Annotated in this window: 15 protein-coding genes and 1 pseudogene; 10 read left to right on the top strand and 6 right to left on the bottom strand. The window is 38.8% G+C overall.

Features of this window, described 5'->3' with window-relative positions:
• The first annotated feature begins 44 nt into the window (after nt 1-44).
• From J4O15_RS05085 to J4O15_RS05050, 8 genes are all read left to right on the top strand, one after another.
• Complete coding sequence (locus J4O15_RS05085; RefSeq protein WP_208099930.1) at nt 45-470, top strand: ATP synthase subunit C; 426 nt, start codon at nt 45-47, stop codon at nt 468-470.
• Between the two features lie 10 nt (nt 471-480).
• Nucleotides 481-789, top strand: coding sequence for a V-type ATP synthase subunit F (locus tag J4O15_RS05080; RefSeq protein ID WP_208099929.1), 309 nt, complete (start codon nt 481-483; stop codon nt 787-789).
• A gap of 111 nt (nt 790-900) precedes the next feature.
• Complete coding sequence (locus J4O15_RS05075) at nt 901-1482, top strand: V-type ATP synthase subunit E (protein ID WP_040457583.1); 582 nt, start codon at nt 901-903, stop codon at nt 1480-1482.
• Entirely contained in the window at nt 1482-3248 is a 1767-nt protein-coding gene (locus J4O15_RS05070) for a V-type ATP synthase subunit A (RefSeq protein WP_009219253.1), read from the top strand. The genes J4O15_RS05075 and J4O15_RS05070 overlap by 1 nt, the downstream gene beginning before the upstream one ends.
• Nucleotides 3249-3259: 11 nt before the next feature.
• Nucleotides 3260-4687 carry a V-type ATP synthase subunit B gene (locus tag J4O15_RS05065; protein ID WP_208099928.1) on the top strand — a complete coding sequence of 476 codons (1428 nt, stop codon included), beginning with the start codon at nt 3260-3262 and terminating at the stop codon, nt 4685-4687.
• Nucleotides 4688-4689: 2 nt separating this feature from the next.
• Nucleotides 4690-5307: a V-type ATP synthase subunit D gene (locus J4O15_RS05060; protein ID WP_009219251.1), complete on the top strand. Its 618-nt coding sequence runs from the start codon at nt 4690-4692 to the stop codon at nt 5305-5307.
• On the top strand, nt 5307-5990 hold the full coding sequence (locus J4O15_RS05055) for a TIGR01906 family membrane protein (RefSeq protein WP_208099927.1): 684 nt from the start codon (nt 5307-5309) through the stop codon (nt 5988-5990). The genes J4O15_RS05060 and J4O15_RS05055 overlap by 1 nt, the downstream gene beginning before the upstream one ends.
• Before the next feature lie 111 nt (nt 5991-6101).
• On the top strand, nt 6102-7778 hold the full coding sequence (locus J4O15_RS05050) for an alpha-glucosidase (protein WP_208099926.1): 1677 nt from the start codon (nt 6102-6104) through the stop codon (nt 7776-7778).
• Nucleotides 7779-7851: 73 nt separating this feature from the next.
• Here J4O15_RS05050 and J4O15_RS16430 read toward each other — a convergent pair.
• Nucleotides 7852-7953: pseudogene (locus tag J4O15_RS16430) on the bottom strand (type II toxin-antitoxin system Phd/YefM family antitoxin); the annotation flags it as partial.
• Between the two features lie 78 nt (nt 7954-8031).
• Nucleotides 8032-9525 (bottom strand): 4-alpha-glucanotransferase, encoded by a 1494-nt coding sequence (gene malQ, locus J4O15_RS05045; protein WP_208099925.1) that lies wholly within the window; start codon nt 9523-9525, stop codon nt 8032-8034.
• Between the two features lie 368 nt (nt 9526-9893).
• On the opposite strand from malQ, the gene J4O15_RS05040 reads away from it, so the two are divergent.
• On the top strand, nt 9894-11210 hold the full coding sequence (locus J4O15_RS05040; RefSeq protein WP_208099440.1) for an IS110 family transposase: 1317 nt from the start codon (nt 9894-9896) through the stop codon (nt 11208-11210).
• Nucleotides 11211-11435: 225 nt separating this feature from the next.
• Here the strand turns inward: J4O15_RS05040 and J4O15_RS05035 are convergent, their stop codons facing one another.
• From J4O15_RS05035 to J4O15_RS05020, 4 genes are all read right to left on the bottom strand, one after another.
• Nucleotides 11436-12296, bottom strand: a complete 861-nt coding sequence (locus J4O15_RS05035; RefSeq protein ID WP_208099924.1) for a carbohydrate ABC transporter permease — start codon at nt 12294-12296, stop codon at nt 11436-11438.
• Nucleotides 12296-13315, bottom strand: a complete 1020-nt coding sequence (locus J4O15_RS05030) for a carbohydrate ABC transporter permease (RefSeq protein WP_208100270.1) — start codon at nt 13313-13315, stop codon at nt 12296-12298. The genes J4O15_RS05035 and J4O15_RS05030 overlap by 1 nt, the downstream gene beginning before the upstream one ends.
• Before the next feature lie 330 nt (nt 13316-13645).
• Nucleotides 13646-14989, bottom strand: a complete 1344-nt coding sequence (locus J4O15_RS05025; RefSeq protein WP_208099923.1) for an ABC transporter substrate-binding protein — start codon at nt 14987-14989, stop codon at nt 13646-13648.
• 56 nt (nt 14990-15045) lie between these two features.
• Nucleotides 15046-16710 carry a glycoside hydrolase family 13 protein gene (locus J4O15_RS05020; protein WP_208099922.1) on the bottom strand — a complete coding sequence of 555 codons (1665 nt, stop codon included), beginning with the start codon at nt 16708-16710 and terminating at the stop codon, nt 15046-15048.
• 247 nt (nt 16711-16957) lie between these two features.
• Between J4O15_RS05020 and J4O15_RS05015 the strand changes: the two genes are divergently transcribed.
• Complete coding sequence (locus tag J4O15_RS05015) at nt 16958-18070, top strand: ABC transporter ATP-binding protein (RefSeq protein ID WP_009219242.1); 1113 nt, start codon at nt 16958-16960, stop codon at nt 18068-18070.
• Nucleotides 18071-18092 lie beyond the last annotated feature (22 nt).

Here is an 18092-nt window from a genome sequence, read left to right as displayed (position 1 = left end):
TTATGACTTTGTCATATTTATATTGTTTTTAGTTAGGAGAAAAAATGAATACATTAGTTAAAATCACATTAGTAGCAGCCCTTATTTTAAGTATTGCAGTTCCATATATTGCATTTATGATTGGTGAAAAAACTAAAGGTCGCTATAAAAAGGCACTTGCCGGAAATGTAATTATGTTCTTCGGTGTTATGTTAATCACTACGGTGGTATTTTTATCAGGTAATGCCTATGCCGCAGCTGAAACAAGTGCTTCATCAGCTACAGGCTTCGGATATCTGGCAGCGGCTCTTTCAGTAGGTCTTGCCTGTGTAGGAGGCGGTATTGCAGTATCCGCAGCGGCTTCCGCAGCACTTGGAGCTATCAGTGAGGACAGTTCAATCCTTGGTAAATCACTTATCTTTGTAGGTCTTGCAGAGGGTGTTTGTCTTTACGGACTTGTAGTCGCATTTATGATTCTCGGTCGTTTATAAGGACAATTTTATGAAGATGTATCTTATAAGTGACAATGTGGATACTCTTACAGGTATGAGGCTTGCAGGAGTGGAAGGGGTGGTGGTTCATGAAAAGAATGAACTTATCTCCGCTCTCAATTTTGTTATAAACAGTAAAGATATAGGCATAGTACTTCTTACCGAGAAGTTTTCAAAGGACTATCCTGAGATTGTAAACAAATATAAGATGGAAGCACATATACCGCTCTTTATTGATATACCGGACAGACATGGTACCGGAAGATCCGAAAACTTCATTACGGATTATGTAAATGAAGCAATAGGTTTAAAGCTATAGACATATATTTGTTTATCGGAAATATATTTTGTATGGATTTTATCCCGCAAAATGAAACTTACGGTTTTTTATTAAAACTGTTGTATTTAGATTAAAAAGGTAGGTATTATCTTGACAATAGAAGAAAAACTACAGCATTTTAGAGAGGCTTGTATGGCTGATGCCATGGCTGCCTCGGAAAAAATACTTTCAGATTATAAAAATGCTTTAGAAAAGGATTTTTTAGACTACCAAAACAGTGAGATAAAACTTGCTGATATGGAAGTTAAAACCGAAACTACAAGAATTGACAAGGAGATCAACAAGGAACTTGCTCTTGAACAGATAAAACTACGAATGGAGCTCAGTAAAAAAGCTGCTGAACTGAAGGAAAAGATTTTTACACAGCTTGATGGAAGATTGGCAGATTATCAGGCTTCTCCTGAATATGAGGCTTTACTTGACTCGCAGATAGAAAGAGCATTAAAGTTTGCCGGAGATGATGAGGTGAAGATATATATAGATCCCAATGATGAAGCTCTGGCACATGGACTCTCTGTAAAGCATGGCATTGATGTATCCATAAGTAAATATCCCTTCCATGGCGGTATGAGAGCCGTAATTCCTGCAAAAAATATCCTTATCGACAATTCTTTTGAGAAAAAAATAGCTGAAGCCAAGGAAAAATTTGATGTGGAAATGGAGGTACTATAATGGCAAGCACAGGTATTATATTTGCAATAAACGGACCTATAGTAAAAACATCAAATGATTCGGGCTTTGAGATGCATGAGATGGTATATGTCGGGGAAGAAAAGCTGGTGGGTGAGGTAATAGGGCTTACATCCGATACAACCGTTATTGAGGTATATGAGGAAACCGGAGGTATAAAGCCCGGTGAAACAGTTACAGGTACAGGTTCTCCGGTTTCTGTAACTCTTGCCCCCGGAATACTCAATAATATTTTTGACGGTATAGAAAGACCTCTTAGTGAGATAGCCAAGGTGGACGGTACCTATATCTCCAGGGGTGTAAGTGTTGACTCACTCGATACCAAAAAGCTTTGGAAAACCCATATTACGGTAAAACCCGGTCAGGCAATAGACGGAGGCACCATCATTGCGGAAGTTCCGGAAACTCCCGCCATTATGCATAGAGTAATGCTCTCTCCAAATCTTAAGGGTTATGTGCTGGATGTAGTGGAGGATGGTGAATATACCATCAATGATAGGCTTCTTACATTACAGCTTACGGACGGTAGCGAGATTCCTGTTACAATGACACAGCATTGGCCTATTCGTGTGCCAAGACCTGTAAAGAAAAGATTTCCGGCTAGTATTCCTCTTATCACCGGTCAGAGAATACTTGATACTCTCTTTCCGCTTGCAAAGGGAGGTACTGCGGCAATCCCCGGGGGGTTTGGTACAGGTAAAACTATGAGTCAGCATCAGATTGCAAAATGGTCTGATGCAAATATCATTATTTATATAGGCTGCGGTGAGCGTGGCAATGAGATGACACAGGTTCTTGAGGAATTCTCAAAACTTATCGATCCTAAGACAGGCAATCCTTTGATGGATCGAACAACTCTTATTGCAAATACTTCAAATATGCCTGTTGCAGCCAGAGAAGCATCCCTTTATTCCGGTTTAACACTTGCGGAGTATTACCGTGATATGGGCTATGATGTCGCAATTATGGCGGATTCAACTTCCAGATGGGCTGAGGCTCTTCGTGAGATTTCCGGACGACTTGAGGAGATGCCTGCCGAGGAAGGTTTCCCGGCATATCTGGCTTCCAGACTTTCAGCATTCTATGAAAGAGCCGGCATGATGCAGACTCTAAACGGCAGTGAAGGCTCCGTATCAATTATCGGGGCGGTATCCCCACAGGGTGGTGATTTCTCAGAGCCTGTAACACAAAATACCAAAAGATTTGTACGCTGCTTTTGGGGACTGGATAAAAGGCTTGCCTATGCAAGACATTTCCCGGCTATCCAATGGCTTGACAGTTATTCCGAATATCTGAATGATTTGGCTCCATGGTATTCAGAGCATGTAAATAAAAACTTTGTAGAATATAGGAACAGACTTGTTTATATCCTGAATCAGGAAGCAGCTTTGATGGAGATAGTAAAGCTTATCGGTGCAGATGTATTGCCCGATGATCAAAAGCTTGTACTTGATATTGCAAAAGTTATAAGAGTAGGCTTCCTGCAACAAAACGCCTTCCATAAGGATGATACTTGTGTTCCTCTTATGAAGCAGTACAAGATGATGGATGTTATACTCTATCTTTATCAAAAATCAAAGGCATTGGTTCATCAGGGTATGCCTATGAGCGTTTTGCATCAGGACAGTATCTGGGACAGAGTTTCCTCTATAAAATATGATGTTCCGAATGATAAACTTGAGATGCTTGATGATTATATAAAAGACATTGACAGATTCTACGAAACAGTACTTGAAAAGAATGCATAGGAGGTAAAAACATGTCAATAGAATACCTTGGACTTAGCTCCATAAACGGACCGCTGGTAGTTCTTGAGGGTGTCAAGGGTGCTGCCTATGATGAAATTGTAGAAATGACTGTAAACGGCAAGGAAAAACGCCTTGGCAAGATCATAGAAATAAACGGTGATAAAGCTGTTATACAGGTTTTTGAAGGTACTGACGGTATGGCTCTTAGAAATACACATACCAAGCTTACAGGAAAACCTATGGAAATAGGTGTTTCCGAGGCAATGTTCGGCAGAACCTTTAACGGTATCGGAAAGCCCATAGACGGGCTTGGAAATGTGGAAGCCGAAAAGACCATAGATGTAAACGGCAAACCTCTAAATCCCGTTACCAGAGAATACCCCAGAAACTATATAAGAACCGGTATTTCAGCCATTGACGGGCTTATGACTCTTATCAGAGGTCAAAAACTTCCCATATTTTCAGGAAACGGTCTGCCTCATGATGAACTTGCGGCACAGCTTGTACGCCAGTCTTCACTGGGTGATACAGACAACGAAGATGAAAAATTTGCAGTAGTATTTGCGGCTATGGGTGTAAAGCATGATGTAGCTGATTTCTTTCAGAGAACTTTTGCGGAAAGCGGTGTAAGCGACCATGTTATCACCTTTATCAATCTTGCAAACGATCCTGTGGTGGAAAGGCTTATCACTCCGAAAGTGGCTCTTAGTGTTGCGGAATATCTTGCCTTTGAAAAGGGCATGCATATACTTGTAATACTTACGGATATGACTTCTTTTGCAGAGGCAATGCGTGAAGTATCATCTTCCAAGGGTGAGATACCCTCAAGAAAGGGTTTCCCGGGATATCTGTATTCCGAGCTTGCCACCATATATGAGAGGGCAGGTATTGTAAGCGGTGTAAACGGTTCAGTTACACAGATACCTATACTTACTATGCCCAATGATGATATTACTCATCCCATTCCCGATCTTACGGGATATATCACCGAAGGTCAGATAGTTCTTGACAGAGATTTAAACGGTCAGTCAATCTACCCTCCCATCTCCGTGCTTCCCTCCCTTTCAAGACTTATGAAGGACGGCATAGGTGAAGGCTTTACAAGAGCCGATCATCAGGATGTGGCAAATCAGCTCTTCTCTTCCTACTCTAAAGTGGGTGATGCCAGAGCGCTTGCATCCGTTATAGGTGAGGATGAACTTTCCGATACCGATAAGCAGTATCTGGTGTTCGGAAAGGCATTTGAGCAGATGTTTATAGGTCAGTCAGCCAATGACAACAGAACCATCTTTGATACTTTGGAAATAGGCTGGAAACTTCTAGGTCTGATGCCAAGAGGCGAGCTTGACAGGATCGATACCAAGGTGCTTGATCAGTACTATAAGCCTACAGTACTTGATGCCTCAGGTGAGATTGTTCCTGCCGCAACAGAGGATTGATTATGAATATAAATACATTCCCTACCAAGGGCAATCTTATAGCCTCAAAAAACTCTCTGGCACTGGCAAGACAGGGCTATGGCTTAATGGATAAGAAAAGAAATATCCTTATCCGTGAGCTTATGGGGCTGATTGAAGAGGCTAAGGAAATACAAAAACAGATAGATTCAACATTTGGTGCCGCATATACAGCACTGATGTATGCAAATATTGAACTGGGTATTGACTTTGTATCTGATGTGGCAGGTTCCGTACCTGTTGAAGACAGTATACAGATAAAGACCAGATCGGTAATGGGAACAGAGATTCCGCTTGTAAGATTTAATGATACCGAACTCACTCCCACCTATGCGTATTTTTCTACAAGAGAGTCACTTGATAAGGCAAGAGAATGCTTTAATGAGGTGAAAAAACTTACTGTCAAGCTTTCCATGATAGAAAACTCCGCATACAGACTTGCAAGAAATATTAAAAAGACTCAAAAAAGAGCAAATGCCTTGAAGAATATCACTATTCCAACCTATGAAACTCTTACAAAAAATATCACGAATGCTTTGGAAGAAAAGGATCGTGAAGAGTTTACAAGGCTGAAGGTTATAAAATCATGGAAGGATACTTGATGAAAATACTTAGATTCTTTTTGGGAATTGTTTTAAGCTTTTCACTGATTTTTATTGCGCTTATCAGCTCTGTGGAAATTGCCGCATATTCAGACTTTTCATTCTACGAAAAAGAATATAATAAATATGCGGTAACATCTTCCGTGGATATCTCAATGCCCGAGCTTATGAATGTCACAAAGGATATGATGGCTTATCTGAAAGGTGACAGAGAAAAGCTCTCAGATATACAGGCAAATATTGGTGGTACTTATATACCTTTCTTTAATGAAAGAGAGGTTTTACATATGGAAGATGTGAGAGGTCTCTTTATAGGAGCGGTTTATCTTAGATATATACTTGTATTTATCAGTATTATCTGCATTATTTTTGCTAAAATATCAAGGGGGAGGATATCTCATTTCCTTTCAAATGTACTGATATACGGTACTTTGATTACTCTTGCCCTCACCGGTATTTTGGTATTTCTTATTGCCGGAGATTTTGAAAAATATTTTATTATCTTCCACCATATCTTTTTTAATAATGATTTGTGGATGCTTGATCCTGCTACCGACAATCTTATAAATATAGTGCCTCAGGGCTTTTTTATGGATATGTCAAAGAGGATTGTAATAATATTTTCCGCATTTATCCTATCTATGATAGGCAGTGGTGTAGTTTTAAAGAAAATCTTTAAATAGTTTATAAATAAGGTGTATGTAGACTTTACAAGCACCTTATTTTTATATTTGCATAAAGATAGATATTGTGATAAATTATGACTTTAGAAAAAAATTCTTAGGAGGTTTATTATGTTAAAAAAATGGTGGCATGGAAAAGTTGCCTATCAGATATATCCGAAAAGTTTTAATGATACTACAGGAAACGGCGTGGGTGACCTGAGGGGTATTATTGAAAAACTTGACTATCTAAAGGATCTTGGCGTTGATATAGTATGGATTTCTCCCTGTTACTGCTCTCCTTTTGCAGATCAGGGCTATGATATTTCAGACTATTACAATATAGATCCCGTATTCGGAAATATGGACGATATGGATGAGCTTTTGGCGGAAGCTAAAAAAAGAGATATGTACATCCTTATGGACCTTGTAGTAAATCACTGCTCGGATGAGCATGAGTGGTTTAAAAAAGCTATGGAAGATCCTGATGGAGAATATGGAAAGTATTTCTATATCGAAGAAGGTAAGGACGGTAAGGAGCCTAACAACTGGCGTTCTTACTTTGGCGGAAGTGCATGGGAAAAGATCCCCGGCACAAACAAGTACTATCTTCACCTCTTCCATAAAAAGCAGCCTGACCTCAACTGGGAAAATAAAAAGGTTCGTGATGAAATTTATACAATGGTAAACTGGTGGCTTGAGAGAGGACTTGCAGGTTTTAGAATTGATGCCATTATAAATATAAAGAAGGCTCTCCCTATAATTGACTATTGCTACTCACCGGATAGAGAAGACGGCTTTGTGGAGCCACATAGAATGCTTAAGGATGCTATAGGTGTAGGTGACTTCCTTACAGAACTTAAAAATGAGACATTTGCCAAGCATGATGCTTTCACAGTCGGCGAAGTATTTGACGAGCGTGAAGAGGATATCCCGCTTTTCATCGGCGATGACGGCTATTTTTCAAGTATGTTTGACTTCAATGAGACAATATTCGGAAAGAGTAGAAACGGTTGGTATGACTGCAAGCCTATTACTCCCGACGACTATAAGAGATGCTGCTTTGAGACTCAGGAAAAAATCGGTGATATCGGAATGATTTCCACCATTATCGAAAACCATGATGAGCCACGAGGTGTGAGCCACTATATCCCTGCAGACGAGCTTAGCGAAACCGCAAAAAAATTCCTCGGTACAATGCAGTTTATGCTTCGTGGACTTCCGTTTATATATCAAGGCCAGGAAATAGGTATGGAGAATGTAAACTTCACCTCTATGGAACAAATAGATGATATATCAACCCGTGACCAGTATAAAGTAGCAATAGAAGCCGGACTTTCTCCGGAAGAGGCATTTGCGGCCGTAAAGCATTACAGCCGTGACAACAGCCGTACGCCTTTCCAATGGGATACAAGTGAAAATGCCGGCTTTACCACAGGAAAGCCGTGGCTTATGGTAAACCCGGATTATAAAAGAATCAATGTGGCTTCACAGATAAATGATCCTGATTCGGTGCTCTCTTACTATAAAAAGCTTACCGCTCTCAGAAAAAATCCCGAATACTCCGAGACTGTTGTATATGGTAAGACCATACCATATCTTCCCGATGTAGAAAGACTTATGGCTTTTGAAAGAGTATCAAAAGATCAGACCTTACTTGTACTTGGAAACTTCCAAACAAAATCACAGACAGTAAAACTCCCTTCAAAATGTAAAAAGGTGGTTTTAAATAATGTACAAAATGTTGATTTTGTATCAGATACAGAGATAAGACTTGAAGGCTATCAGGCTTTGGTTGTGGAGATTTAAAGACTGAAATATTATAAAATAAGAACCTGTCAGAGAAAAACACCATCTGACAGGTTCTTTCTTAAAGCTAAAAATAATCATTTTTGGTAATATAAACCGGTTCTGATGTACTGTGACATAAATCTGAAATCTCTGAAGTGTTTTTTAAATCTTTAATTGGGATAATTTGTGGCATAATCTTCACCTCTTAAAATATTATGTCCTTATTATACCATTATTATATGATAATTAGTAGCACTAAATTTATTTCCAATTATCCTCGACCATATAATTCAGTCAAATACTTGATATTCTTCCAAGTCGCTTCATCTATCTCGCCCTCAACAAGCCTGAACATCCAGTTCTTTCCTATGGTTGACGGGGTGTTCATTCTATACTTGTGGTTATAGTGCAAATAATCCTGTATAGGTATGATGCAGGTATCTGAAACACTGCCCATGGCTCCTCTTATGATGGCGTCACAAATCTCGGTATTCTTTGCATCCTTTTTTAGGTTAAAGTATGCCAGTACCATATCAAATTCTTCCTCAGTAATATCATTAAGCCATCCCATCACAGTCTCATTGTCATGAGTTCCGCTGTATACCACGGTATTCTTTGTATAATTATGTGGAAGATAATCATTGGCACTTCCGGTATCTCTTGAATCAAATGCAAACTCCAAAACCTTCATTCCGGGATATCCGCTGTCATTTACAAGTTTTCTTACACTGTCGGTTACATAGCCTAAATCCTCTGCTATAAGCTTGCAATCACCCAGTGTTTCTTTGATTTTATTAAAGAGCTCTATGCCGGGGCCCTTTTCCCAGTGACCTCCTGCCGCAGTTTCATTCTCGGCAGGTATGGAGTAATACTCATCAAAACCTCTGAAATGGTCTATACGGATAACATCATATTTTTCAAAATTCTTTTTTAATCTCTTTATCCACCATTTAAAGCCTGTATCTTTGTGATATCCCCAATTATACAAAGGATTTCCCCACAGCTGTCCATCCGGTGCAAAGCCGTCAGGCGGACATCCCGCTACAGCCACAGCCTTTCCATCCTCACCCATCTGGAAAAGTTCAGGATGCGCCCAGGTATCGGCACTGTCCATCGCCACATATATCGGAATATCTCCGATTATTTCAACACCGTTCTCATTTGCATACGCCTTCAATTTTTTCCACTGTATATCAAACTTATATTGTAAGAATTGATAAAACTCAATATCAAAATAAAGTTCTTCTCTATAGTAATTTATGGCATAATCATATCTTTCTCTGATATCCTTTGGCCAAGTATTAAAGGGTTCTCCGTTAAAATAATCCTTTAACGCCATAAAAAGAGCATAGTCCCAAAGCCATTTGGAGTTTTCATATACAAAATCTGCAAAATTATCGTCCTCATATACTTTGGCTCTCTCATATGCCTTATGCAAAAGTTCAAATCTGCCGTCGTAGAGTTTCTTGTAATCAACCTTTTTTAAATTTGTACCGAAGTCTATACTTTCACATTCACTTTTTGTTAAAAGTCCTTCTTCAATCAATGTTTCCAAATCTATAAAATACGGATTACCGGCAAAAGTAGAAAATGACTGATATGGTGAATCACCATATCCTGTAGGACCAAGCGGCAATATCTGCCAGAAGGATTGCTTTGCTTCCTTTAATTTATCTACAAAGCGGTATGCCTCTTTTCCAAAGCTTCCTATTCCGTATTTTCCCGGAAGACTGCTTATATGTAGTAATATTCCACTTTTTCTCATTATTTCCTCCTAGTATAATAATGATGTAGTCAATCAAGACTACTTGGTTAATAAGTTTCTATAAATCAGATAACAAAAGAAGGGATTCTTCCTTCATCAGATGTTATCCATAATAATTATCATGTCTGACGGTTCCTGATAGACACCAGATAAAACATAAGGTATTATCTCTTAGGATAGGACAAAGAATGTTTACCTCCTTGGAAGGTCACTTCTGTGACTTATACCTGCAAGAAAGTCAATTAGTCCATTCGACAGGGTTTTATGTTTTAGCTGGTTGGGAACCTGAAGGCCATACCCGAATAACACGCTAGGTTGTGTACCTGCCGGATTGGAAATGGATTCCTATCAGAAAGGGGCTATTGCTCATGTCAAACAAAGTTATTTTTAATCTTGATGAACTATTCATCTCTGTTGGTATTGATGTCGGTGCTGACTTCTCTTGGATGTCTATAGCACTTCCAAACCAACAATTCGTAGGAAAACCTTACAAAATCCTACATAACAGTATTGATTCCCTTACAACCGCTGTTTCTAAAATAAAAGAAGCAGAAGAGTTGTATTCTTTGGAAAGTCGCATTTTCCTCGAATCCACGGGAATTTATCATTACCCACTCTTCTGCTATCTTCGTGATAAGGGTTTTAACTGCTCGGTTATTAATCCTATCATCACTAAGAATAGCACAAACATCAACATACGAAAAGTACATAATGATCGTTTTGATTCTAAAAAAGCTGCTTTAGTTGGCTTGAAATCTGATTTAAAGGTTTCACTTATGCCATCAGACCTTGCTCTAAACTGCCGTAATCTGTGCCGTGAATACTACGATTTAATGGATAATCGCAGTGCCTATGTGAATAAACTTCAAGGTGAATTACGCATGGCGTTTCCTCAGTATCTTGGCATCTTTTCCAAGGTTACTATCAACACTTCTCTTACATTGTTGGAAACTTATACATCTCCATCAGCTTTTCTTGAAGCAGACAAGCAAGAGATTATTGATATCATCAAATCAACAGCTCGATTTGGGCTTACATATGCTCAAAATAAGTATAATGCCATAATTCAGGCGGCAACTGATGCAAATCAGTTTGGATACATTATAGACAGCAACATCAAGCGTATTCGCCTTTATATCAGCTTCATACGTAAATATGATGAAGAAATCAACAGCATTCTTGAATCACTCCACGAGCTTGTTGATGCTAATGAAGATGCTGACTTTGTCAAGCAGATTCATTTGATTGAAACATTCAAAGGTGCTGGTTTCTTGTCTGCTGTATCCATCATGGGTGAAATTGGTGACTTTTCAGCATTTTCAAAACCAAAACAACTTTTCGCTTATTTCGGTCTTGATCCGGCAGTAAAACAATCCGGAAAATTTGAAGGTACCAAGGTTCAAATGTCTAAGCGTGGTTCTGCCATAGCTAGACGTGTTATTCACATGTTAACCTTACAAAGCATCAGTATCTTCCGTAATGGAGAAGCTAAAAATCCAGTTCTTCGTGAATACTACCTCAAGAAATGTGACTCAAAACCAAAGCTCGTAGCAATGGGGGCTGTTTCACATAAAGTATGCAACATGATATTTGCAATACTCAGAGACAACAAACCATTTAAAATCATTGCTCCTCAGGAGCATATCAAACAATACAATGCTGCTAAATGCGACATAGCTGCATAAAATACTATGACCCCAATGAATCAATATCTTTCAAAAAACGATATTTTCACCAAGGGGAAAGTCCGCCCTTTTTTAGTCAGAAAACAAAATAAATTTTATCTCATTTAACTATTGACATTTATTAGCTGGACTTATTTTATAAGCCACGCAAACTCATTGTTGCATGGCTTATATTTAAACTTAAAGTCTGTTAAGAGTTATAAAAGCCCCCAATCTTTAAGTCCATTATTTAATAGCACCGTCTACCATTCCCTGAATAATCTGCTTTTGAGCCACAAGGAATAATATTACTATCGGAATCATAGCCAGGAATGCCGCACTAAGAATCAAATCCCATTGCTTTACATAAGAGCCTACAAAGCTGCTTACCGCAATAGGCAAAGTCTTTATCCTGCCGTTAAGTCCAAGCATTATAGATGGAAGAAGGTAATCATTCCATATCCACAAACCGTTAAGTATCAAAACAGTCATCTGTACGGGACGAAGCAGAGGCATAATTATTCTAAAGAAAGTACCCTCAGGAGAACAGCCGTCAATCCATGCCGCCTCTTCAAGCTCCTTAGGTATACCCTTTATAAATCCATGCAAAACGAAGATTGACATGGAACCTCCAAATCCCAGATATGCAAATACAACACCCTTATAGCTTGAGAGCATCTGTATTCCTGTGAAGTTTCCTATATTCTTAAATACTGTAAGTATAGGAAGCATAACTACCTGGAAAGGTATAACCATAGCCGCTACAAACATCATAAAGATAAAGTTTGACCAGCCCTCTTTGTGATGACGACTGAGTACCCATGCAGCCATAGATGAAAACAATGTCAAAAGTATAAGTGAAACCACTGTAATTATAAGTGAACTTTTAAATGAACTCCAATAACTGAAGTTGACATTATTTATAACACCCTTAAAGTTGCCAAACATCTGCCCCCAGTTTTTTGGAAGACTTATAGGGCTTATTACTATATCTGCACTGGTCTTGGCAGAGTTTATAACCACCAGAAAGAACGGGCATAGTATAAAAAATGCGATAATAAAGCCGATAATACTGCCTATCAAATTTCTAAACTTTTGTGCTTTCATTACAGCTCTACCTCCCTCTTCTTACTGATTGCAACCTGTGTCAATGATACAATTGCAAGTATTATGAAGAATACAACCGCCTTGGTCTGTCCCAAAGCATAGTTGTTTTTTCCGATTGCGGTATTATATATATTTAATGCCAAAAGTTCTGTAGCCTGTATGATTTTCGTTCCCATTATACGGCTGGGCGCACCGTTTGTTATTGCAAGGTTTAAGTCAAACTGCTTAAAAGAGTTTACCAATGTCAGGAATATACATACTGTAAATGTATTTGCAATCATAGGCATCTTTATCTTAAAAAGTGTTGTAAGTGCGGAAGCACCGTCCACTCCCGCAGCCTCCAATACATCCTTAGGTACAGTTTGAAGACCTGTAAGATAAATAAGCATAATATATCCGGCATATTGCCAGGTGTTTACTATCAAAATAGCAAGTAAAGCAAGATTCGCATTGGTCAGCATAGATACCGAACCGACAAATATACTTGTAAATACTTTATTAAAGATAAACTGCCATACATATCCAAGTACCAATCCACCTATAAGATTCGGCAAAAAATAAGCCGAACGGAAAAATGAAGTACCCTTGATTTTTGATGAACATACAAGTGCCAGAATAAATCCTACTATATTTACCAGAATCATATTTATAACTGTATATATCAATGTAATAACAAATGAATATACATAATCTGACTGCTTAAACATAGTAATATAATTGCCAAGTCCTACAAATTTTGTAACCTGAACTCCGTTCCAGTCTGTAAATGAATATATAACTCCCAAAATAAACGGAATAATAACAGTTACGGCAAAAGTAAATACCATAGGGAATAAAAATACCATATTTACGATTTTGGTATGCTTTTTATGCGGGAATTTAAATACACCGAGTATAAGCAGAATCAAGCCCAAAATAAGTATATATCCTCTAAGTTCACCTGTGGCTTTTGTAAAATCCAAAATCAATGCATAAATAGTCAATACCGCTCCCAAAGCCAGCATAAGCAAAGTAAGCATTTTTGCATTCTTTGTATCCACTTTTCACTCCTTTCAAAGATTCATTTTTTAATAATCAGGCAGTTTTCTGCCCGAGTTTAGAGCGACATTTCCACAAGACAATATATTTACTCTGCCACCCCTTCTTATATAAAAAAATGACGACTTTAAAAAGTCGCCATTCAAAATTTCTTAAAACAGAAAAATCTGTTTTGCGATAAATATCGCAAAGCATCCAAATGCCTTGGCAATATACACACTTGACAGCTCGGTCTTATAAAGGTCTAAACACCGAATCTTTCTTAAAAGACCAAGCTGTTATCAAATTTGCGAAGCATTTTAAAATATTAATTATTTTTTATTTTGTGCTATATACTCAGCCATTGTGCTCTTCATCATAGTTACAAACTGTTCCTTTGTGATGTCGCCCTTTGCAAAAGACTCGAATACAAGACCAAGTGCATTCTGTGCAAGTCCCTCAGGCATATTTGACCATGACCATGAAGATGTCTCACCTGCATCTACATACTTCTTTAAGCTTAATGCAAGAGGTGTTCCCGGCTCGATTGTGCTGCTCTTGTATGGAGAAATCATACCTGCCTCTTTTACAAGAATTTCCTGTGCCTCTGCATCTGTAGCAAGGTAATCAAGGAAAGCCTTAGCACCGTCTACATTCTTGCCGTCCTTATATACACACCACCATGATGGGCAGTCTGCAAGAATCTTTGTCATATTATCCTTTGTGAAAGCAAGCGGCAAAAGACCTGTCTTAAATGTTACATTGTATGTTGGAAGTGAAGGATCAATCCAGTTACCCTGTGTAACAAATGCTGTCTTACCCTGTGCCCAAAGTGCAAGCTGATCATCATATGTTCCTGAAATAAGAACCTGTGGATCTGCATACTTGAAAAGAAGCTCTGTCATATCTGCAAACTCGCCAAGTCTCTTATCATCAAGCTCACCTTTCATTGCCATATCAAAATACTTTGTATCACCTCTGTCAAGACCGCCTGTATAGTAGTAACCGAATAAGTGGTTACCTGTTGACCAATACATCTGTCCCGACTCGGCAGCTACTGATGCTACAGCCTGAATACCAAGCTCATCCTTCATACCGTCAAGCTTCTCAAAAGCAGCCTTGAAAGCCTCATAATTTGTAAGGCTTGCAGGATCAATACCTGCCTTCTCCAAGATATCCGCATTGTATGTGATACCGTATCCCTCAACCGCATATGGGAAACCAACTACTTTTCCTGATGCCTTATCCTTATAAGCAAAGTCTGTATTCTTTGCAAACTCTGTATCGCTAAGGTCCGCAACAGCATCTGTCCAGTTTGCATAGTCACCGTCACCACCTATAACGAAGATATCAGGCATATTGTCGGCAGCCTTATAGCTCTTTATCTGACCTTGAATATTAACACCGCCGCCAAGAGACTCGATAACAACTTCCTGTCCGGTCTTCTCTTTGTACTTTGCAGCCACTTTCTTTAACTGCTCGTCAATCTCAATCTTACCGTTGATAAGTCTGAGTGCATCACCGCTTGCTGCCGGTGTATCAGTCTTGCTCTCAGCCGCACTGCTCTGATTGTCTGCACTACTTTCATTTTTTGTGGCACCTGAACCGCCACAACCTGCCAACATAGCGGATACAGCTAAAACTCCTGCTGCAACGCTTAAAAATCTTTTTTTCATTATAATCTCCTCCATTGAGTATCTTAATAATATTAGTCAATATTTTATCATATTTTTTAACTCTTATCAAGTAACAGCACAACAGCCGCATAAGGCTTTAATATACCGCCATCCCTTATATCTCCACCATAATTTGATATAAGAACTTTTGCATTTTCATAGCCTGTAAAGTCAAACTTTTGCTCGCTTTTGCTGAAATTACATACTGTAATAAGCTTCTTATCACCCAATGTTCTGGTATATGCAAAGATATTTTCATCCTCAGGAAGTAAAAGCTCATATTTTCCATATACTATTATTTCATTTTCTTTTCTGAGTCTGATAAGCTTTTGATAATAATGGAATACGGAATCCTCTCTTCTTAGCTGGTCTGCAACATTTATCTTTTTATAATTCGGATTAAGTGCAAGCCATGGTGTACCTGTAGTAAATCCTGCATTCTCACTTGCATCCCAAGGCATAGGAGTTCTTGCATTGTCCCTGCTCTTATGTGCAATCTTAGGGAACATATCATCTTTGGTAAAAAGACCGCTCTCTATAAGCTCTCTGTAGGCATTTATTGACTCCAAATCTCTAAAATCATCCAACGAGTTAAATACCGTATTTGTCATTCCAAGCTCTTCGCCCTGATATATATAAGGTGTACCCTGCATCATATGCAAACATGTAGCAATACATTTTGCTGAAAGTTCTCTGTAGGCATCACTCTCATCACCAAGTCTTGATACAATTCTTGGCTGGTCGTGATTACAAAAATACAGACTGTTCCAAGCCACATCTTCAAGTCCCTTCTGCCATTTGCTTAAATTTTCTTTTAAAGGAACAAGCGGCATAGGCTTTGTATCCCATTTAAATCTCTCACCGCCATCAAGGTCGGTATGCTCAAACTGGAACACCATGTTAAGCTCACTGCCGTCCGTATTTGCATATTTTTTTGCCTCTTCCAAAGTAACTCCCGCAGTCTCACCTACAGTCATAATATCAAACTTTGAAAGTACTCTTTCATTCATCTCTTTAAGGTAATCATGCACCTTAGGACCGTTTGCACATATACCCATATCACCGTAAAGTCCCACCACCTTTGCGTCAGGATATCCCACCGGCTTTGAAATAAGGCTTATAACATCCATTCTGAATCCGTCAATACCCTTTTCACACCATCTTGTCATCATATCATAGACTTCATTTCTGACCTTTGGATTTTCCCAGTTCAAATCCGGCTGCTTTACTGAGAAAAGGTGAAGATAGTACATATCTGTATGTTCATCATATTTCCATGCCGGACCTGAGAATGCCGAACCCCAGTTGGTAGGCTCCTTACCGTCCTTGCCTTCCTTCCAGATATAATAATCTCTTTTTTCATTATCCTTTGAACTGCGGCTTTCAACAAACCATGGATGCTCATCCGAGGTATGATTTACCACCAAATCCATCACTATCTTTATACCTCTATCATGTGCCGCATCCAGCATCTTATCAAAGTCTTCCATAGTGCCGAACTCAGTCATTATATCTTCATAGTCACTGATATCATAGCCATTATCATCATTTGGAGACTTATATACCGGGGAAAGCCATATTACATCTATTCCAAGCTCTTTTAAATAATCCAGCTTACTTGTAATTCCGTTTAAATCACCTATACCGTCACCATTGCTGTCACAAAAGCTTCTTGGATAAATTTGATAAACTACCGCTTCTTTCCACCACGCCTTTTTCATTTTCTTACCTCGCTATATTATTTACATCTATCGTATACTTCCTTTATCATATTAAGTTTTTTTACGGTCGATATATTTTTCTTAGCATAGCACAATACCTATTTTATGTAAATCATATATGGTACTTTCTCACTTCGTTATTTTGACGAAAGAAGGTATGTATTTTTGGTCATGCATGCGATTGAAAGCCTACACTTTATTTTATATACTTAAAGCATAAATTTTCGTATATATTTTAGGAGGCAATATGGCTAGTTTATCATTAAAGAACATTGAAAAAGTTTATCCAAACGGATTTAAGGCTGTTCAGGATTTTAACCTTGAGATCGCTGATAAGGAATTTATCATCTTCGTAGGACCTTCAGGTTGCGGTAAGTCTACAACACTTCGTATGATTGCCGGTCTTGAGGATATCTCAGGCGGTACACTTGAAATCGACGGCAAGGTAGTTAACGATGTGGAACCTAAGGACAGAGATATCGCCATGGTTTTCCAGAACTATGCTCTTTATCCTCATATGTCGGTATATGACAATATGGCATTCGGTCTTAAGCTTCGTAAAAGACCGAAGGATGAGATAGACAGACTTGTTCGTGAGGCTGCAAGAATCCTTGATCTTGAGAAACTCCTTGACAGAAAGCCTAAGGCTCTTTCAGGTGGTCAAAGACAGAGAGTTGCAATGGGACGTGCTATCGTTCGTAATCCTAAGGTATTCCTTATGGACGAGCCTCTTTCAAACCTTGATGCAAAGCTTAGAGTGCAGATGCGTATCGAGATTTCAAAACTTCATCAAAGACTCGGTGCTACCATCATCTATGTTACTCATGACCAGACAGAGGCTATGACACTCGGTACCAGAATCGTTGTTATGAAGGACGGTATCGTACAGCAGGTTGATTCTCCTGCAAATCTTTACAATGCTCCTTGCAATCTCTTCGTTGCAGGATTTATCGGTTCACCACAGATGAACTTTATGGATGCTGTTGTTGAGAATAAAGGTGGTGATGTATTCTTAAAGGTTGGAGCCAATACTCTTAAGCTTCCTATCTCAAAGCTTGCCAAGTTCAAAGACGGTTCCTTCAACGGTAAGACTGTAGTGCTCGGTATTCGTCCTGAGGATATGCATGATTCAGAGCTCTTTATAAACAGCTCTCCTGACAGTGTTATCGAGTCGGATATCAAGGTTTATGAGCTCTTAGGTGCGGAAGTATTCTTATACTTTGATGTAGAAGGCTTCCAGATGACAGCAAGAGTAAATCCAAGAACAAACTTAAGAACAGGCGACCACGCAAAGTTTGCGCTTGATATGGAAAAGGTTCATATCTTTGATAAGGAAACAGAGCTTACAATTACAAACTAATTTTGTGATTACAAAACATTTA

The sequence above is a fragment of the Lachnoanaerobaculum sp. Marseille-Q4761 genome, assembly GCF_017565785.1.
GTDB lineage: Bacteria > Bacillota > Clostridia > Lachnospirales > Lachnospiraceae > Lachnoanaerobaculum.
The sequence above is the reverse complement of the archived record's forward strand: the minus strand, read 5'-3'. Positions and strand labels throughout refer to the sequence as shown.